The sequence below is a fragment of the Brevundimonas faecalis genome, assembly GCF_040549405.1.
GTDB classification, from domain to species: Bacteria; Pseudomonadota; Alphaproteobacteria; order Caulobacterales; family Caulobacteraceae; genus Brevundimonas; species Brevundimonas faecalis.
In genome coordinates this window covers 392,134-410,598 of record NZ_JBEPTF010000004.1, presented here as the reverse complement: position 1 = coordinate 410,598, position 18,465 = coordinate 392,134, and the positions used below count along the sequence as shown (strand labels likewise).

Below are 18,465 nucleotides of genomic sequence, written 5' to 3'. Positions count from 1 at the left end.
CAGCGGATCGTGGACCGCGTGGCGGAGATCGACGGCCTGGTGTCGGAGATCGCGGCCTCGGCCCAGGAGCAGGCCGTGGGTCTGCAACAGGTCAACACGGCCGTGAACCAGATGGACCAGGTCACGCAGCAGAACGCGGCCATGGTCGAGGAATCCACCGCCGCCAGCCACTCTCTGGCCCAGGAGGCCGACGTCCTCGCCGCCTCCGTGTCGCGGTTCCAGGTGGGGCGCGGCGCCGAGCCGGTCGCTCGCAAGCCCGCGGTCCAGGCACAGGTCCAGGCACAGGCCCCGACGGCTGGTCGCACGCCTCCGGCGGTGGCCCAGACCATCGCCGCTCTGAAGACCACGGGACGCGGCGGCGCGGCGCTCAAACCGCAAGCCGTTGAAAACGAATGGGAGGAATTCTGATGTCCGCCATCACCCTGCCGGCCGTTCTGGACCTGCGCGCCGCCGCGCCGCTGAGAGATGAGCTTCTGGCTGCGCGCGGCCAGGCCGCCGTCCTCGACGCGGCGGCGGTCCAACGCCTGGGCGGCCTGTGCCTTCAGGTCCTGCTCTCGGCGCTCCAGACCTGGCGCGCCGACGGCGCTTCTTTGACCTTTATCAACGTATCCGAGGATTTCATCGCGCAATGGGCCGCACTGGGCGCGCCCGCCGAAGATCTCGGCGCTCCTCTCGCAGCTCAAGGATGACCCGCGTGACCAAGACCGTTCTGACCGTCGATGATTCCCGAACCATGCGCGACATGCTGATGCTGGCCCTGCGCGACGCCGGATACCGCGTGGTGCAGGCCGAGGACGGCGTCCACGGCCTGGAAGTGCTTCAGGCCGAGGCGCCCGACGTGGTCATCACCGACATCAACATGCCCCGCATGGACGGCTTCGGCTTCATCGAGGGCATGCGCGCCGACCCGAACCACAAGGCGACCCCGGTGCTGGTCCTGACCACGGAAAGCGACGCCGCCAAGAAGCAGCGCGCCCGCGAGGCCGGAGCAACGGGCTGGATCGTCAAGCCTTTCGACCCGGCCAAGCTGGTCGACGCCGTGCGTCGCGTCGCCGCCTGAGGACGCCAGGAGCCTGTCATGAGCGATGATCCGTTCGAAGCCATCAAGGTCACATTCTTCCAGGAATGCAGCGAACTGCTGGCTGACCTGGAGGCCAATCTGCTGGCGCTGGAGTCCGGCGAGACGGACATTGAGACCATCAACGCCGTCTTCCGCGCCGTCCATTCGGTGAAGGGCGGGGCGGGGGCCTTCGGCCTGGACGACCTGGTGCGCTTCGCCCATGTCTTCGAGACCCTGATGGACGAACTGCGCTCGGGCCGGAAGGACTGCGACGACGTCACGGTCAAGACCCTGCTGCGCGCCTCCGACGTCCTGGCCGACCATATCGCGGCGGCCCAGGGAACCGGCGCTCCGGTCGATGTGGCGCGCTCCGCCGGCCTGGTGGCTGAGCTGGAGGCCCTGACCCATGGCGCGCCTGTTTCGGCGCCCGCTACAGCGCCTGTCGCCGTTTCGGCTGCATCCGCAGCCGACGAGGACGACTTCGGCTTCACGCCCCTGACCATCAGCCTGGACGACTTCGCCGCCGCTCCGAGCGACGCCCTGCCGGACCTGGGGCTGGACCTGGACGGCTTGACGCCGCAGGCCGACGGCCCGCGCGGCTGGCGCATCGTCTTCCGTCCCCATTCGCGTCTCTACGCCAGCGCCAACGACGTCAGCCTGCTGCTGCGCGAACTGGGTCGCCTGGGCCAAACCTCGGTCGAACTGGACGCCAGCGGCCTGCCGTCGCTGGACGCCCTGGAGCCGGAAGAGGCACATCTGGTCTGGACCATCGAACTGACCGGCGACATGAACGAGCCCGAGGTGCGCGAGGTCTTCGACTTCGTCGAGATGGATTGCGATCTCAGCATCACGCCCCTGGGCGGCGCGGCCATGACTTCGGCGCCCGTCCTGGACGATCTGCCCGGCTTGCCTGAACTGAATCTGCCGGAGCCGGCGCCCGCCGCCGCGCCCGAGCTGGACATCGCCGCCCTGCTGGCCAAGGCGACCGCCGTGGTCGAGACGCCTGCGGCCCCCGTGGCTGCGGCCCCGGCGCCCGCGCCTGCTCCGGTCATCCCAGAGCCGGTCGCCCCTGCGCCGGTCGCTCCCGCCCCTGTCGCGGCGGCGCCCAAGGCCGCTGCTCCCGCGCCTTCCGCACCGGCTGCGCCGGCGCCTGTCACCATTCGAGTCGATCTGGATCGCGTGGATCGCCTGATCAACGTGGTCGGCGAGCTGGTCATCCAGCAGGCCATGCTGGCCCAGCGCGTGACCGAGAGCGGCTTGGCCCGTTCGTCCGACATCGCCCTGGGTCTGGAAGACCTGGAGCTGCTGACGCGCGACATCCAGGACAGCGTCATGGCCATCCGCGCCCAGCCGGTGAAGTCGGTCTTCCAGCGCATGCCGCGCCTGGTCCGCGAAGTCGGCGAGATGACCGGCAAGCGGGTCCGCCTCGTCACGTCCGGTGAGGACACCGAGGTCGACAAGACCGTGGTCGAACGCCTGGCCGAGCCCATCACCCACATGCTGCGCAACGCCATCGACCATGGGCTGGAAGGCCCCGAGGAGCGCGAAGCCGCCGGCAAGCCCGCCGAGGGCACGGTGCGCCTGGCCGCCTTGCACCGCTCAGGCCGCATCGTCATCGAGATCGCCGACGACGGAAAGGGCATCAACCGCACCCGGGTGCGGGGCATCGCCGTCGCGCGGGGCCTGATCGCCGAGGACGCGGTCCTGACCGACGACGAGGTCGACAACCTGATCTTCCTGCCGGGCTTCTCGACCGCCGAAACCATCACGGACGTCTCGGGCCGCGGGGTCGGGATGGACGTGGTCAAGCGCTCGATCCAGGCCCTGGGCGGCCGCATCTCCATCAGCTCGGTTCCGGGCAAGGGTTCGACCTTCACCCTCAGCCTGCCGCTGACCCTGGCTGTGCTGGACGGCATGGTGGTGGCCGCCGCTGAACAGACCCTGGTGGCGCCCCTGTCGGCCATCGTCGAGAGCCTGACGCCCCAGGCCGAGGACATCCACTACGTTGGCGGTCATGACGCCGTGATCCGCTTCCGCGACGCCTTTGTGCCCCTGGTGGACGTGGCTCGGGTCATGGACTTCCGCGACGGAGCGGCCGACCTGGCCAACGGCGTGGTCATGATCGTGGAGACCGAGTCCGGCGCCCGCGCCGCCCTTCTGGTCGACGCCATCAACGGTCAACGCCAGGTGGTCATCAAGAGCCTGGAGACCAACTACCGACACGTCGACGGCGTCTCCGCCGCGACCATCCTGGGCGACGGCAGCGTCGCTCTGATCCTCGACATCGACGCCCTGGTCACGGCCGGGCGCCGGAAATCCAATCGTCCTGAACTGAAGATGGCGAGCTGACCCATGACTGAAGTCACCCCCAACGTCGCCGGCGCCGATCGTGAACTGATCGCCTTCCGCATCGGCGAGCAGGAATTCTGCGTCGACATCATGAACGTGCGAGAGATCCGGGGCTGGACCCCCGCGACGCCCCTGCCGCGTTCGCCGTCCTACATGAAGGGCGTCATCAACCTGCGCGGCATCGTCCTGCCGATCATCGACCTGGGCGCCCGCTTCGGTCTGAAGACGGCCGAGCCGACCGCTCGCCACGTCATCATGGTGGCCCATATCGGCAGCCGCATGGTCGGCCTGCTGGTCGATGCGGTCTCGGACATCGTTCAACTGACGGACTCGACCATTCAGCCGACGCCCGACGTCGCCAGCGATCACGTGAAGACCTTCGTGAAGGGCATCTTCGCCGTCGAAGGCGGTCGGATGATCAGCCTGATCGACCTGGAGCACGTCCTGCCTGCAGAAAGCGAAGCTGAAGCCGCATGACGACCGCCTCCGCGCGGCAATCCCTGGTCGAAGGCGAGTTCGTCTTCACCGCCGAGGATTTCCGCCATATCGCCCAGACCCTGCACTCCCACGCCGGCATCGCCTTGAGCGAGGGCAAGGCCGCCCTGGTCTACTCGCGCCTGGCCAAGCGCCTGCGCCTGCTCGGCCTGCGCAGTTTCCGCGACTACTGCGCCCTGATCGAAGGCGTGGAGGGCGTCGACGAGCGTCAGGCCATGACTGCGGCCCTGACCACCAACGTCACCCGCTTCTATCGCGAGCCGCACCACTTCGACCACCTGCGCGACCACGTCATGCCAGAACTGGCGGCGCGGGCGCGGGCCGGCGGGCGCGTGCGCCTGTGGTCGGCGGCCTGCTCCAACGGGCAGGAACCCTATTCCATGGCCCTGACCGTGCTGGACGTCCTGCCCGAAGCGGCTGATCTGGACGTACGCATCCTGGCCACGGACATCGACCCCAACATGGTCGCCGAAGGAGCGGCGGGCGTCTATTCCGACGAGCTGCTGTCGCCGGTTCCTCTCTCTGGCCGCAAGCGGTTCGAGCCCGTTCCCGGTCGTCCGGGCAGCTTCAGCGCCGACGCGACCCTGCGTCGTCTGGTGTCCTTCCGCGAACTGAACCTGATCGGCGACTGGCCCATGCGCGGCAAGTTCGACGTCATCTTTTGCCGCAACGTGGTCATCTATTTCGACGACGCGACCCAGGAACGGATCTGGAGCCGCTTCACCCCGGTCATGAACCCGGGCGGCGTCCTCTATATCGGCCATTCCGAGCGGGTCAGCGGCCCGGCGACGAACCAACTGCAGACCTGGGGCCTGACGACCTACAAACTGGGTGCGTCGGCATGAGCACGCCTGTCCGCGTCCTGGTCGTCGACGACAGCGCCACCATGCGCAGCCTGATCAGCGCCGTCCTGCGTCGCGACCCGGACATCTCGGTCGTCGGGACCGCCGCCGACCCTCTGGAAGCGCGCGCCCTGATCAAGGAACTGAACCCCGACGTCATCACCCTGGACGTCGAGATGCCCAACATGAACGGGCTGGAGTTCCTCGAGAAGATCATGCGGCTGCGGCCCATGCCGGTGGTCATGGTCTCGACCCTGACCCAGGCGGGCACCGACGTGACCCTGGCCGCGCTCGAGGTCGGGGCCGTCGACGCCGTGGCCAAGCCCGCGCCCGGCGTCTCGCCCCAGGAAGCCTTCGCCGATCTGGGCGAGAAGGTGAAGATCGCCGCCCGTTCCCGCGTTCGTCCGCTGGAGACGCGCGAGGCTCGGGCGCTCGACAGCGGCTATCGCGCCGATCCCGACCATATCCTGGCGATCGGTTCCTCGACCGGCGGCGTGGAGGCGCTGTTGAACATCCTGTCGGCCTTCCCGGCCGACTGCCCCGCGACCGTGGTGACCCAGCACATGCCGGCCTCCTTCACCCGCAGCTTCGCCGCGCGGCTGGACAAGATCTCGGCGGCGACGGTGACGGAGGCGACCGACGGCGCGCCCCTGGCGCCGGGCCGTGTCTATATCGCTCCTGGCGGCGAACACCACCTGGAGGTGTCGAAGGGCCGCTGCCGCCTGGTCGCCGCCGACCCGGTCAACGGCCACCGTCCGTCGGTCGACGTCCTGTTCCATTCGGTGGCCAGCCAGGCCCGCCCCATGACCGGCGTCATCCTGACCGGCATGGGCAAGGACGGAGCCAAGGGCCTGCTGGCCATGCGCCAGGCGGGCGCCCGCACCCTGGGCCAGGACGAGGCCACCTGCGTCGTCTACGGCATGCCGCGCGCCGCCTTCGAATTGGGCGCGGTGGAGCGGCAACTGCCGCTGCCCCGCATCGCCCCCGCCATTCTCGACTTGTGCGCAGCCTCTCCCCGCGCGCCCAAGCCCGCTATCTGAGGATTTGAGTCCATGCCCGCCGCTTCCGCCCTTCGTGTTCTGGTCGTCGATGATCAGCTGACCATGCGGTCTCTGATCCGCGCCAGCCTGCAACAGATCGGCGTCCGAGAGATCGAGGAGGCTCCGGACGGGGAGGCCGGCCTGCGCGCCGCCATCACCAAGCCGGTCCACCTGATCATCTCCGACTTCAACATGCCCAACCTGGACGGTCTGGGCTTGCTGCGCGCCATTCGCGCCCACCCGCCGACGTCCAAGACCGCCTTCATCATGCTGACCGGCCGGGCCGACCGCGACCTGGTCCAGCGCGCGGTTCAGTTCGGCGTGAACAACTATCTGGTGAAGCCCTTCACCACCGCCCAGCTCAAGGAAAAGCTGGAAGCGGTCTTCGGGCCGCTGAGCTGATGCGCGCGGGCGATCAGCAACATGCGCCGGTCGAGCGGCGCGTCCATGTGGGCCAGGGCGAGCACCATGTGACGTCCGACCCCACGGTCGTGCTTTCGACCGTGCTGGGCAGTTGCGTCGCCCTGTGCCTGCGCGATCCCGTGGCGGGCGTCGGCGGCATGAACCACTTCCTGCTGCCCGAGGGCGCAGGCGAAGGGACGGACGCGGGTCGTCGTTATGGCGCCTACGCCATGGAACTGCTGATCAACGAGCTGCTCAAGGCGGGCGGGCGCCGCGAGCGGCTGGAGGCCAAGCTGTTCGGCGGCGGCCGCATGTTCGACACCCTGAAGGACGTCGGCGCGTCCAACGCCGACTTCGCCGAACGCTTCATGGCGGACGAAGGCATTCCCGTCGTCTCGTCCAGCCTCAGGGGCGCCGGGGGGCGTCGTGTTCAATACTGGCCTGTCAGCGGCCGGGCGCGGCAACGCGCGGTGACGGATGCGGTCACGCCGCCGCCCGCCGCGCCGGCGCCGCGTCCCGTCGACACGGGCGCCCTGGAGCTGTTCTGATGAGCGACTACGACGCGCGCGGCCTGCTGGCGGCGGTGGCGGCCGAACTGGCCGACATCCGCAAGGGCGTGGAGGCGGCGGCCGAACTGACCTCCGAACTTTTGCGCCACGCCCCGGCCGAGCAGCGGCTGGCCTATCTGACCCGCACCCAGGCCTTCGACGTCCTGAGTCAGCGCGTGGACGCCCTCGCCGGTCTGGCCGGGGCCCTGGCCGCGGACCAGCCGATGGACACCGCCCTGGCCGCCCTGCCTCTGGCCGAGATGGCCGAACGCCTGTGCGAGGCTTCCATGCGCGGCAGCCCTCTGACGTCCGACGCTCCCGCCCGCCCCGCGGCCTCGGGCGAGCTGATCCTGTTCGACTGAGCCATGAGCCAGAACGACCGCGTCAATCTGGAGCAGTCGACGGTTCTGCTGATCGACGACAATCCGCAGGCGCTCGACATGCTGGGCTCCATCTTCCAGGGTTTCGGCGTCAAGGAGCAGATCAAGTGCCCTTCGGCGACGGAAGGGAAGCGGATCATCCAGCACCGGTCGGTCGACCTGATCGTCATCGACTGCGCCGATCCGGAGATGGACAGCTACGCCTTCGCGCGCTGGCTGCGTCGTGAGACGCCCGCGCCCCTGCGCTTCATTCCCGTGATGCTGCTGACCGGTCACGCCTCTGAGGCCAAGGTGCAGGAAGGTCGCGATTGCGGCGTCAGCTTCGTCGTCACCAAGCCCCTGACGCCGGCCGTCCTGTTGAAGCGCATCCTGTGGCTGGCGGGCGACGAGCGGGAGTTCGTCGAAAGCCCCAACTACGTCGGTCCCGACCGGCGCGTCCGCAACTTCGGCCCGCCTCTGGGCGTCGCCGGCCGCCGCAAGGACGACCTGTCCGCCCATGTGGGCGCGGCGGTCGAGGCCAATATGGATCAATCCGATATCGACATGCTGATGAAACCCCAGAGAGTCGCGCTGTGAGCGAAGCCCGCACTCTGAAGATCAAGACGACTTTGGCGCGCCAGATGGCCCAGCCGGGCGGCCGCACCCTGGCCGATGTCGAGCGTCGCGCCAACGAGCGGCTGGAGCGTCACCGCGAGGACGTGATGATCACCGTCGCGGGCGCCGTCACCGAACTGGAGCTGGTGACCGCCGCCGCCGCTCCGGGCAGCGAGGCCCAGGTCTATCGGCTGGCTTCATCCCTGCTGGACACAGCGGGCTTCTTCGATACGGGGCCTCTGTACGACGCCGGCTACAGCCTGTGCGAAGTCGCCGACCGGATGCAGACCAGCGGCGCCTGGAGCTGGCCCACGATCGGCGTCCATGTCCAGGCCATGCGGCTGATCCTTACGGCCGGCTGCAAGGCGGATGCGACCAGCGAAGCTCTTTTGGCCGGATTGCGGTCCGTGGCGGCGAAAGCCAGGCGGGACGACTAAGGCCTTCTCCCGCAAGGGGAGAAGGAATTATTGGCCGTATCTTGCGATGCCCAGGTCGGCGGTTTCGATGTCCGGGGTCTTGCCGCTGACGATGTCGGCGATGACCTGGGCCGAGCCGCAGGCCATGGTCCAGCCCAGGGTGCCGTGGCCGGTGTTCAGGAACAGGTTGTCGAACTTCGTCTTGCCGATGACCGGAGTGCCGTCCGGCGTCATGGGACGCAGGCCGGACCAGTAGGTCGCCGCCTTCAGGTCGCCCGCGCCGGGGAAGAGCGAACCGACCGAATGCTCCAGCGTATTGCGGCGCTGTTCCGGCAGGACGTTGTTGTAGCCGGAGATCTCGGCCATGCCGCCGACGCGGATGCGGTCGCCCAGACGAGTGATGGCCACCTTGTAGCTCTCGTCCATGATGGTCGAGACGGGGGCGGCGGGTTCGTTCACGATGGGGGCGGTGATCGAATAGCCCTTCACCGGATAGACCGGCAGGGTCAGGCCCAGCGGCTTGACCATCTGCGGCGAATAGGAGCCGAGCGCCAGGACATAGGCGTCGGCCGCGACCACGCCCTTGTCGGTCTTCACGCCGGTGATGCGGCCGCCCTCGGCGACCAGACCCTGGATGGTGGTTCCGTATTGGAAGGTCACGCCCTGGCCGACGGCGACGTCGCCGAGCGCATTGGTGAATTTGAAGCAGTCGCCGGTCTCGTCCTTGGGCAGGCGCAGGCCGCCGACGAACAGGTCGCGCGTGGCCTTCAGGCCCGGCTCGGCGGCGATGCAGCCGTCCTGGTCCAGCACCTCGAAGGGGACGCCGCCCTCGCGCAGGACCTGGGTGTCCTTGTAGATGCCGTCCAGCTGTTTCTGGGTGCGGAACAACTGCAGCGTGCCCTGGGTGCGGTGGTCGTATTGCAGGCCCAGTTCGGCGTTCAGAGTGGTCTGAATCTCCTGGCTGTACTCGGCCAGACGCACCATCCGGCCCTTGTTCAGGGCGTAGCGGGCCGAGGTGCAGTTGCGCAGCAGGGCCAGCAGCCACCGCACGGTGGCGACGTTGATCTGGGGGTGCAGGATCAGCGGGGCGTGGCGCATGAACAGCCACTTCACAGCCTTGGCGGGGATGCCGGGCGCGGCCCAGGGCGAGGAATAGCCAGGGGAAATTTCGCCCGCGTTGGCGAAGCTGGTCTCCAGCGCCGGGCCGCTCTGACGGTCGATCACCGTGACCTCGTGGCCGGCCTTGGCCAGGTAGTGAGCCGTCGTCACCCCGATGACGCCAGCGCCCAGGACTGCGATCTTCATTTCTTGACCTTACGCGAAGTTCCCCGCGCTCGTTCCCTAGACCAGTTTTTGCGTTTGTCGAGCGTTGTGGCGAGCGTGTGTTGCAATAATCTTCGCCTTTGAACCGGATCGATCCGGTTTTTGTCTGATCCAGCCGATTATTTGCTCGTTTTTTGCAGCAAGCCTCAAATCTTGGCGTCAGGACAGGCGTGTCGGGTCGGTCAGGGCGTCGCCGAAATTGCGATCGCCGTGCAGGTTGTGGCCCAGGGGAGCGGTGGTCCGCTCGATCATCCGATGCACCACCGGCCGCTCCGGCCCTTGGTGCAGGGCGTGCAGTCGGATGGTGATCTCGGCGTCGGACTTGGTCATGCGCTGGTTGTGACGAACATAGTCCAGCCAGGTCGGGGTCTGGTACTTCTCGACCCAGATGTCGGGTTCGGCCAGGTCGCGCATCAGATGCCACTGGCGCGCGCCGTCGCGGCGACGAATGCGGCGGCGCTCGTCCATCAGGGCCAGGAAGGCGTCGATGTCCTCTTCCCGGATGCGATAGGCGATGGTCACGACCACGGGGCCGCTGCGAGGCTCGATCGGCAGGGCGGTCTCCGGCTCGGTCCAGCGCCGCAGCAGGTCCATGTTCAGATTGGCGGTTGAGGGCAGGGGGACCCGCAGTCCGATCAGGACCGACAGCAGCAGCACCCCCGCCGACATGCCCAGGGCCAGTTCGACTCCCTTGGCCTCGGCCAGGGCGCCCCACAGCCAGCTTCCGCCCGCCATGCCGCCGAAGGCCGCCATCTGATAAAGGGCCAGGGCGCGGGCCACGACCCAACGCGGCACGGACATCTGCACCGTGACGTTGAAGGTCGACAGAACCAGAACCCACCCCGCGCCCGCGATCAGCAGGGCGGGCAGGGTCAGGGCCAGCCAGGGGCTGAAGCCGATGACGGCCGCCGCCGCGGCGAAGGCCAGGGCTGCGACGCGGACGATGTTCTCGGTCTCGTACCTGGCTCTCAGCCTGGCGATGAACAGTGCGCCGCCCACGGCCCCGACGCCGAAGGCGCCGAGCAGCAGGCCGAAGACCAGGGGGCCGCCGCCGCCTTCTCGCGCGACCAGGGGCATCAGAGCCTGGACGGCGCTGGCGCCCATGCCGAACACCACGGCGCGCAGCAGCACCGCCGTCACGCGCGGCGACAGGAAGGCGTAGCGGACTCCGCCGGCCATGGCCGCCAGCAGGCCTTCGCGCGGCAGGGTCTGCTTGGGTCGATCGGGCTTCCAGCGGAACAGGACGAACAGCAGGCCCAGATAGCTGACGGCGTTGACGGCGAAGGCCGCCGCCGCGCCCGCCGCCGCCACGATCATGCCGCCGATGGCCGGACCGACGCTGCGGGCCATGTTGAAGCCCATGGAGTTCAGCGTCACGGCGCCGGCCAGGTCCTCGCGCGGGACCATGTCGCCGACCGACGCCTGCCAGGCCGGGCCGTTGAAGGCTGTGCCGCAGCCGATCAGGAAGGTGAAGCTCAGCAGGACCCAGGGCGTGATCCAGCCCATCCAGGTCATGGCCGCCAGTCCGGCCGAGACCAGCAGCATGAAGCTCTGCGCCGCCAGCATGATCTTGCGCCGGTCCACCGTATCGGCCAGGGCGCCCGCCGCCAGGGACAGGAGCATGATGGGCAGGGTCACTGAGGCCTGAACCAGGGCCGTCATCTGGGCCGAGGCGATGGAGGACATCATCCAGGCGGCGCCGACGGACTGGATCAGGCCGCCGAAATTGGTCACCAGGCTGGTGATCCAGACCGCCCGGAACACGGGATGACGCAGGGGCGCCAGGGCCGAGGGACGTGAAGGCGCCGCCGGCGGTTCAGCTTCGGGCGTGGAGGCGGGCGAGGGCGGAGCGGCGGTCGAACTCATGCGGGGCGGGGCCTCGCACGGGCGATACGGAACGGGCCTGAACCGAAAACGACCATGCCTGCACTCGACACGCCTTCGCCGCGCGAAGCAAGGCGTCCGGACGAATATCGGCTCGCGAGGGCGACGGTCCGGGCCTATAGGGAGCGCGTGACCGCCGAACTTCCCGAACCCGACGCCCCTGAACCCGCGCCCTTCGTGGTGGCGGCCCTCTATCGCTTCGCTCCAGTGGCGGACCGCGAGGCGATGAAGTCGCGCCTGCTCGACCTGTGCGGCGAGGCCGTTCGCGGCACGCTTCTGGTCGCGCATGAGGGGATCAACGGCACCATAGCCGGGCCGGCGGCGGACATCGTCCGCGTGGTCGACGGGGTGCGCGCCATGCCGGGCTTCGACCGGCTGGAGCTGAAGTATTCGACGGCCGGGACCATGCCCTTCTATCGGATGAAGGTGCGACTGAAGGCCGAGATCGTCACCATGGGCGTGACCGGGATCGATCCTCTCCGCGACGCGGGAACCTATGTCGCGCCTCAGGACTGGAACGCCCTGATCTCCGACCCCGACACCGTGGTCATCGACACCCGCAACGACTATGAGGTCGATGTCGGGATTTTCGAGGGCGCGATCCAGCCCGTCACCCGCACCTTCCGCGACTTCCCCGGCTGGTTCCGCACCGAGGGTCGAGCCCTGCTGGATCGGCCCAATCCGCCCAAGGTGGCCATGTACTGCACCGGCGGCATCCGCTGCGAAAAGGCGACGGCCTTCCTGAAGTCCGAGGGGGTGGATCAGGTCTACCACCTGGAAGGCGGGATCCTGAAATACCTCGAGACCATCCCCGAAGCGGAGAGTCTGTGGCGCGGCGACTGCTTCGTCTTCGACGAGCGTGTCGCGGTCGGCCATGGTCTGAAGCAGGGCGATCACAGTCTGTGCCGGGGCTGCCGCATGCCGGTCAGTCCCGAGGGGCGATTGTCGCCCCTCTATGTCGAGGGCGTCTGTTGCGACCGCTGCCATGACGCGCGCTCGGAGGCCCAGCGCCAGGGCTACGCCGAACGGCAGAAGCAGATGGAGATCGCCGCCCGGCGCGGCGTCGACCACGTGGGCGCGACGCCTTCCGCCGGCAAGGGAAGAGACGCGGACTGATCCCGGAGGTCGGGTCGGCCGAGACCCCCGCCCAATCGTGCTGGCTTAGTCGCCCTGTCCGTCGATCCAGGTCGCGACGACCTGAAGCGCGTCATCCAGAAGCACGAGGTCGGCGGCGTAGCCGGGGGCGATCCGCCCTCGCTCGCCGTCCAGCCCCAGGAAGGCTGCCGGCGCCGACGAGGCCGTCATGACGGCGGTCGGAAGGTCCAGGTCCAGCATGTCGCGGGCGTTGCGCACGGCCGAGGCCATGTCGAGGTCCGACCCCGCCAGCACGCCCCGCTCGTCCAGACAAGCGCCGTCCTTCACCGAGATGCGCCGTCCCTGAAGATAGAAGTGGTCACCCTCGGCATTGACGCTGGGCATGGCGTCGGTGACCAGCATGAACCGGTCCGCCGGCCGGCAGCGCAGAGCCAGCTTCAGCACCGTGGGATGGACATGGTGGCCGTCGACGATGATCCCGCACCAGGCGTCGCGGTTTTCCAGGGCGGCGCCCACCACGCCAGGCTCGCGGCTGGTCAGGGGCGACATGGCGTTGAACAGGTGGGTGAACCCTGTCACTCCCGCCTCCAGGGCTCTGTGCATCGTGGCGTAGTCGGCGTCGGTATGTCCCGCGGCCACGACGGCGCCGTGCGCGGACAGGGCGGCGATCATGTCCGGCGTGGTCGTCTCGGGCGCCAGGGTCACAAGGGTCCGGCCGGCCTTCAGCCGCGTCAGGCGGCGCACCGCCGCCTCGTCCAGGACGCGGAACTTGGACGGATCATGGATTCCCTTGCGCGCCACGTTCAGGAAGGGGCCTTCGATATGGATGCCCAGGACGCCGGGCACGCCCTCGGCCATGGCCTGCTCCACCGCCGTGATCGCCTGGTCGATGACCTCCAGGTCGTCGCTGATCAGGGTAGGCAGGAAGCCGGTGGTGCCGAAGCGCCGGTGGGCGGCGCCGATCCGGGCGATGGTCTCCACGCTGGGGTCGTCGTTGAACAGGACGCCGCCGCCGCCGTTGACCTGGGTGTCGATATAGCCGGGAACCAGCATCCGGCCCTTCAGATCGCGGACTTCCGCGTGGGGGAAGGTCGCGGCGAGCGCGCCCTCCGGCCCCACGGCGGCGATACGTCCTTCGTCCACGACCACGGTCGTGTCCGCCTGGAAGGCGCCGTCCGTCAGCACGCGCCCCTTGGTCAGCAGCATGGGCATCAGACGGTCTCTGTCACCTTGTTGAGGTAGGGCGGGCTGTCGGGATCGAAGCCCCGCGCCGTCGAGAGGGTCGCCGCCAGGCGATAGAAGCTCTGGATCAGCAAAATAGGCTCCAGCGCCGGATGGGCGGCGGTCACGGTCGGCAGGGCGACGACGCCCGGCGCCTGGGTCGCTCCGGCGAAGAAGACCTTGGCCCCGCGTCGAGCGAAGTCGGCGGCCAGGTCCTCCGCGTCGTCGCGCGTGGCGTCCGACTGGGGCAGGAGCAGGACGGGGAAGCCCGTCTTGACCAGGGCCATGGGGCCGTGCCGGACCTCGGCCGTGCTGAAGGCCTCGGCGTGCAGGCCGCAGGTCTCCTTCAGTTTCAGCGCCGCCTCGCGCGCCACGCCGAAGCCGACGCCGCGTCCGACCACATAGAGATTGGTCGCCTGGGTCAGGGCGGGCAGGGCGGCGGACCAGTCCTGGGTCCAGGCGGCGTCGATCAGTTCCGGTAGGCGCTCCAGCCCCTGGCGCAGGGCGGCGTCGCCGCTCCATTCCGCGATCAGATGGGCGGCGGCGCTCAGGCTGGCGATGAAGCTCTTGGTGGCGGCGACCGACAGCTCCGGTCCGGCGCGCAGAGGAATGGTCAGGTCCGCGACCTGGGACAGGGGCGATCCTTCCACGTTCACCAGGGCGATGACGAAGGCGCCCCCCGCCTTGGCGGCGGCGGCGGCGGCGACCAGGTCGGGGCTCTTGCCCGACTGGGATATGGCCAGGCACAGGCTGCCCGGAACCGACGGCTTGCGGCCGTAGACCGAACTGACGGCCAGCGGCATGGGACTGGTCAGGACGCCGACCTCGGTCTCGATCATGTAGCGGGCGAAGACCCCGGCGTTGTCTGAACTGCCCCGGCCGCAGATCAGGGCGGCCGTCGGCGGGGTCATGCGCAGCCGCTTGGCCGCCTGGGCGACGACGCTCGCATTGGCCGCCAACTGGGCGGCGACGATGCGGCCCGATTCGGCGGCCTCGGCGAACATCTTGGTGTCTTCAGCGCGCATCGTCAGGCGGGTCCGTCGTTCAGTTCGGCGACGAAGTCGTAGGCGTCGCCGCGATAATAGGATTGGGTCACTTCCACCGGCTCTCCGTGATGGAAGGCGCGGCGTTCGATCAGCAGGCCGGGCGCGCCGGGCGCAATGCCCAGCAAGGCGGCCTGCTCGTCGTTGAACAGGACGGCGCGCAGCCGCTGCAAGGCGCGGTTGGGCCTGTGTCCGCTGACGGCCAGGGCCTGGTAGAGGGAGGTCGTCACCGCCTCCAGGCTGGAAAGACACGAGGCCGGAATGGTCGAATACTCCAGCGCCATCGGCGCCCCGTCGGCGTAGCGGATACGGTGGAAACGGTAGACCGGCGCGCCGGGGCTGAGGCCCAGGGTCAGGGATTCCTCGGGCGTGACGGTTCCTTCGGCGCGGCTCAGCCAGGAGCTGGTCGCCTTGCGGCCCCGCGCGGCCATGTCCTCGGTGAAGGAGGTCAGCTTGGAGAAGCTCTTCTCCACCCGGGCGGCGACGAAGGTGCCCGCGCCCTGGCGACGGGTCAGCAGGCCCTCGGCCACCAGGCCGTCGAAGGCCTTGCGGATGGTGATGCGGGACACCGACAGGTCGGCGGCCAGGTCGCGTTCCGGCGGCAGGGCGTCGTCGGGCTTCAGCGCGCGGCGCTCGATGGCGTGGCGCACCGCCTGCTGCAACTGCTGGTACAGGGGCGCCGGCCGTTGTGCGTCCAGAGGTCCGATAGCTTCCAGAAACGGCATGACGTCCTTCCCCCGAATGCGCATCCCACGGCCCATCTGAGCCTATGTCGTGCTACCAATCAAGAACCAATATGAAGAAAGTTTAGGCCCAATGTGATATTTGGTCTTGCGAGATGTGTCGCTTTGGTGAACCTTCCCCGCCAATTCCCATGTTCTCTCGATCCTGTGGAAAGAGGGCGGACTGGATTGGTCTTGAATTGGGTTGGCCGACCTGCGGGGGCAGGTCACTGGAGGGGAGATCCAGCGCTATGAGTCTTCGTTACGCCCTGCTTGCCGGCACGGTCAGCGCGCTCGCGCTGTCGGCCGGCGTCGCTGTCGCCCAGGACGCGAACGCGCCCGCGACCGAGGTCGACGAGGTCGTCGTCACCGGCATTCGCGCCTCGCTGCGTCAGTCCATAGACACCAAACGCGCCGCCGACGGCATCGTCGATGTCGTCACCGCCGAGGACGTGGGCAAGTTCCCCAGCGCCAACGTGGCCGAGGCCATCACCATCATTCCCGGCGTCACCGTCGACCGCGCCTTCGGTCAGGGCGAGAAGGTCTCCATCCTGGGTACGGACCCGGCCCTGAACCGCACCCTGCTGAACGGTCAGACCGTGGCCTCGGCGGACTGGTTCCTGCTGGATCAGCCGGGCCGAACCTTCAACTACGCCCTGCTGGCGCCCCAGATCGTCGGCAAGGTCGAGGTCTTCAAGACGCCCGAGGCCCGCATCGACGAAGGTTCGATCGGCGGTACGGTGGACGTCTCCACCCGGCGTCCGCTGGACCTGGCCGAACGCACCATATCGGGCGCCGTCACCTGGCTCTACAATGACCGGTCGGAAGAAGGCGACGCACAACTCTCGGCCATGGCCGGCTGGCGTAACGCCGACCGCACCATCGGCGTCCTCTTCTCGGCCCAGCGCGCGGTGGACCAACTGCGTCGCGACGGTCTGGAATCCTACGGCACCATTCCGGCCAGCTACTACGCCGGCGGCAACGCCGAGAACCCGGGCGGCAACTCCATCGCCAACGGCAACTGCACCGGCGCCTGCGCCGCAGCTCTGCAGGCCAATCCGAACGCCCGGGGCCTGAACGCCTTCGGCACCTCCTATTTCGAGCAGGAGCGCGAGCGGAACAGCTACACCGCCGCCGTCCAATGGCGGCCGCTGCCGCAACTGGACCTGAACTTCGACTGGCTGCGCGTCGACGCCAGCTATGACAACACGGCCCAGGCCATGTTCGCCTTCCAGGGCAATACCTGGAACAGCCTGGGCGCCCTGACCGACGTCCAGATCGACGGCGGGGTCATCACCAAGGCCTCGTTCAAGAATGCTCTCAGCGTCTGGGACGTCCAGTACCGCGAGGCGGCCGTGACCACGGACAGCTATCGTCTGGACGGCAAGTGGACCGGCGACAACTGGGACCTGTCGGGCGAGTTCGGCTACACCAAGGCCGAGGGCGGCACCCAGCGTCAGCTGTTCGGCGAGTTCCTGAACTGGGCCGACTACACGGTCGACTTCACCGGCGCGCCGGGCACGCCGGGCGTGCTGACCTACAAGAACGGCAACGTCCTGAACAACGCCTCGGCCTTTTCCTTCGACGGCGGCTGGGGCGCGGGCGACCCCTCGGTCGGACCGACGGGTTACAACCCCGGCTGGGGCGGCAATATCGTCTCCAAGCCGACCATGGACGAAGAGACCTATTTCCAGGCGGACCTGGGCTTCGACCGCGAAGGCTTCTTCAACCGCTTCCAGTTCGGCTACAAATATCGCGCCCACGAGACCGACCAGAAGATGTCGGGCGTGACGGTCCAGGTCTACGGAAACCCGGACAACGCGAGCCTGTTCGATCCACAGGTCGCGCCCGGCACCTATCTGCGCGGCTTCAACGTCAATGACCAGATGAAGGGCCGCGTTCACCTGAACGGCGCCAAGCTGGCGGACTACATCAGCTCGGGCGGCTATCTGCGTCCCTGGCAGCCCAAGCCGACGCCGACCGTCTTCGGCAACGCCGAGTTCACGGCCCAGAACTGGAACATCCAGGAGGACGTCAACGCCCTCTACGCCCAGGCCGACTTCGAGAACGAGCGCGTCCGCGGCAATGTGGGCCTGCGTTACGTCCGCACCGAGTCGGAAAGCGGCGGCTTCACCTGTGTCAACCAGACGGCGACGGGCTGCGGCACCACGGCCGCCGATTGGAAGTGGAGCGTCAGCTCCAAGGAATACGACGACTTCCTGCCCAGCCTGAACCTGGCCATCAACGCCGCCGAGGACGTCATTGTCCGCGTGGCGGCGGCCAGGGTGATCTCGCGTCCGAACTATGCGGACATGTCCAACTACTTCTGGCTGTCGGATCAGATCCTGACCGGGGGCGGCGGCAATCCGGATCTGGACCCCTACAAGTCCACCAACCTGAACCTGGCGGCGGAATGGTACTTCGCCCGAAACGCCATTCTGTCGGGCGAGATTTTCTACAAGAAGATCGACAACTACATCCTGCAGATCACCAAGCCCGAGCAGCACTTCAACCAGGCGCAGAACGCCGTCACCACCTATCAGATCAGCCGCCCGATCAATGCGGGTTCGGCCGACCTGAAGGGCGCGACCTTCGCCTATCAGCAGAACTACGCCTACGGCCTGGGTCTGCTGGCCAACTACACCTATGTCGACGGCAGCGCCGACAACGGCCAGGACCTGCCCTTCAACTCCAAGCACCAGGTCAACATCAGCCCCTTCTTCGAATCCGGGCCCTTCTCGGCGCGGGTGACCTACACCTGGCGGTCGAAGTATTTCACCGGGGTGGATCGCGGGGACAACATGTACGTCCGCGCCTACACCGGTCTGGACGCCACGGCGGGCTACGCCTTCAACGAGCGGGTCAGCCTGACCGTTTCGGGCCAGAACCTGCTGGACAGCGAGTACTACGCCTACGCCAACTCGGTGAACCTGCCGCGCGGGATCTACCGGTCAGGGCGCAAGCTGCTGGCGACCCTCAGCGTCGCCTTCTGACGCGGCGTTCGGGAGACGGCGTTCGCCGTCTCCCGTTCCGCCTATCGCCAAGGCCTTC

At 68.2% G+C, this 18,465-nt stretch carries 18 protein-coding genes and 1 pseudogene; 14 read left to right on the top strand and 5 right to left on the bottom strand.

The window, feature by feature from the left end; genetic code table 11:
• The 12 genes and pseudogenes from ABIE19_RS15335 to ABIE19_RS15280 all read left to right on the top strand — a co-directional run.
• A pseudogene (locus ABIE19_RS15335) lies at nt 1-408 on the top strand (methyl-accepting chemotaxis protein); the annotation flags it as partial.
• Nucleotides 408-689: an STAS domain-containing protein gene (locus ABIE19_RS15330; protein ID WP_354090084.1), complete on the top strand. Its 282-nt coding sequence runs from the start codon at nt 408-410 to the stop codon at nt 687-689. The pseudogene ABIE19_RS15335 and the gene ABIE19_RS15330, both read left to right, overlap by 1 nt.
• Before the next feature lie 5 nt (nt 690-694).
• Nucleotides 695-1,060, top strand: a complete 366-nt coding sequence (locus ABIE19_RS15325; RefSeq protein ID WP_354090083.1) for a response regulator — start codon at nt 695-697, stop codon at nt 1,058-1,060.
• An 18-nt stretch (nt 1,061-1,078) separates the two neighbouring features.
• The gene (locus tag ABIE19_RS15320; protein WP_354090082.1) at nt 1,079-3,409 is read left to right on the top strand and encodes a chemotaxis protein CheA; all 2,331 of its coding nucleotides are present in this window, start codon (nt 1,079-1,081) and stop codon (nt 3,407-3,409) included.
• Between the two features lie 3 nt (nt 3,410-3,412).
• Entirely contained in the window at nt 3,413-3,886 is a 474-nt protein-coding gene (locus tag ABIE19_RS15315; RefSeq protein ID WP_354090081.1) for a chemotaxis protein CheW, read from the top strand.
• On the top strand, nt 3,883-4,749 hold the full coding sequence (locus ABIE19_RS15310) for a CheR family methyltransferase (RefSeq protein ID WP_354090080.1): 867 nt from the start codon (nt 3,883-3,885) through the stop codon (nt 4,747-4,749). The genes ABIE19_RS15315 and ABIE19_RS15310 overlap by 4 nt, the downstream gene beginning before the upstream one ends.
• Complete coding sequence (locus tag ABIE19_RS15305) at nt 4,746-5,786, top strand: protein-glutamate methylesterase/protein-glutamine glutaminase (protein WP_354090079.1); 1,041 nt, start codon at nt 4,746-4,748, stop codon at nt 5,784-5,786. Before ABIE19_RS15310 ends, ABIE19_RS15305 begins: the two co-directional genes overlap by 4 nt.
• Before the next feature lie 12 nt (nt 5,787-5,798).
• Nucleotides 5,799-6,188 carry a response regulator gene (locus ABIE19_RS15300; protein ID WP_354090078.1) on the top strand — a complete coding sequence of 130 codons (390 nt, stop codon included), beginning with the start codon at nt 5,799-5,801 and terminating at the stop codon, nt 6,186-6,188.
• Nucleotides 6,188-6,736 carry a chemotaxis protein CheD gene (locus ABIE19_RS15295; protein ID WP_354090077.1) on the top strand — a complete coding sequence of 183 codons (549 nt, stop codon included), beginning with the start codon at nt 6,188-6,190 and terminating at the stop codon, nt 6,734-6,736. The genes ABIE19_RS15300 and ABIE19_RS15295 overlap by 1 nt, the downstream gene beginning before the upstream one ends.
• Nucleotides 6,736-7,098 carry a DUF8776 family protein gene (locus tag ABIE19_RS15290; protein WP_354090076.1) on the top strand — a complete coding sequence of 121 codons (363 nt, stop codon included), beginning with the start codon at nt 6,736-6,738 and terminating at the stop codon, nt 7,096-7,098. Before ABIE19_RS15295 ends, ABIE19_RS15290 begins: the two co-directional genes overlap by 1 nt.
• Before the next feature lie 3 nt (nt 7,099-7,101).
• Complete coding sequence (locus tag ABIE19_RS15285) at nt 7,102-7,692, top strand: response regulator (RefSeq protein ID WP_354090075.1); 591 nt, start codon at nt 7,102-7,104, stop codon at nt 7,690-7,692.
• The gene (locus ABIE19_RS15280) at nt 7,689-8,147 is read left to right on the top strand and encodes a chemotaxis protein CheE (RefSeq protein WP_354090074.1); all 459 of its coding nucleotides are present in this window, start codon (nt 7,689-7,691) and stop codon (nt 8,145-8,147) included. The genes ABIE19_RS15285 and ABIE19_RS15280 overlap by 4 nt, the downstream gene beginning before the upstream one ends.
• A gap of 27 nt (nt 8,148-8,174) precedes the next feature.
• Here the strand turns inward: ABIE19_RS15280 and ABIE19_RS15275 are convergent, their stop codons facing one another.
• Both ABIE19_RS15275 and ABIE19_RS15270 read right to left on the bottom strand, forming a co-directional pair.
• Nucleotides 8,175-9,431, bottom strand: coding sequence for a D-amino acid dehydrogenase (locus ABIE19_RS15275; protein ID WP_354090073.1), 1,257 nt, complete (start codon nt 9,429-9,431; stop codon nt 8,175-8,177).
• Nucleotides 9,432-9,608: 177 nt separating this feature from the next.
• Nucleotides 9,609-11,315, bottom strand: coding sequence for an MFS transporter (locus ABIE19_RS15270; RefSeq protein WP_354090072.1), 1,707 nt, complete (start codon nt 11,313-11,315; stop codon nt 9,609-9,611).
• Between the two features lie 147 nt (nt 11,316-11,462).
• On the opposite strand from ABIE19_RS15270, the gene trhO reads away from it, so the two are divergent.
• Nucleotides 11,463-12,449 (top strand): oxygen-dependent tRNA uridine(34) hydroxylase TrhO, encoded by a 987-nt coding sequence (gene trhO / locus ABIE19_RS15265; protein WP_354090071.1) that lies wholly within the window; start codon nt 11,463-11,465, stop codon nt 12,447-12,449.
• A gap of 45 nt (nt 12,450-12,494) precedes the next feature.
• On the opposite strand, the gene nagA is transcribed toward trhO, so the two are convergent.
• The 3 genes from nagA to ABIE19_RS15250 are packed head-to-tail and all read right to left on the bottom strand — an operon-like array spanning nt 12,495 to nt 15,417.
• Nucleotides 12,495-13,640 (bottom strand): N-acetylglucosamine-6-phosphate deacetylase, encoded by a 1,146-nt coding sequence (gene nagA, locus ABIE19_RS15260; RefSeq protein ID WP_354090070.1) that lies wholly within the window; start codon nt 13,638-13,640, stop codon nt 12,495-12,497.
• Nucleotides 13,640-14,674, bottom strand: coding sequence for an SIS domain-containing protein (locus ABIE19_RS15255; RefSeq protein WP_354090069.1), 1,035 nt, complete (start codon nt 14,672-14,674; stop codon nt 13,640-13,642). Before ABIE19_RS15255 ends, nagA begins: the two co-directional genes overlap by 1 nt.
• 2 nt (nt 14,675-14,676) lie before the next feature.
• Complete coding sequence (locus ABIE19_RS15250; protein ID WP_354090068.1) at nt 14,677-15,417, bottom strand: GntR family transcriptional regulator; 741 nt, start codon at nt 15,415-15,417, stop codon at nt 14,677-14,679.
• A gap of 248 nt (nt 15,418-15,665) precedes the next feature.
• Here ABIE19_RS15250 and ABIE19_RS15245 point away from each other — a divergent pair, with 248 nt between their 5' ends.
• Nucleotides 15,666-18,407 (top strand): TonB-dependent receptor, encoded by a 2,742-nt coding sequence (locus ABIE19_RS15245; RefSeq protein WP_354090067.1) that lies wholly within the window; start codon nt 15,666-15,668, stop codon nt 18,405-18,407.
• Nucleotides 18,408-18,465 lie beyond the last annotated feature (58 nt).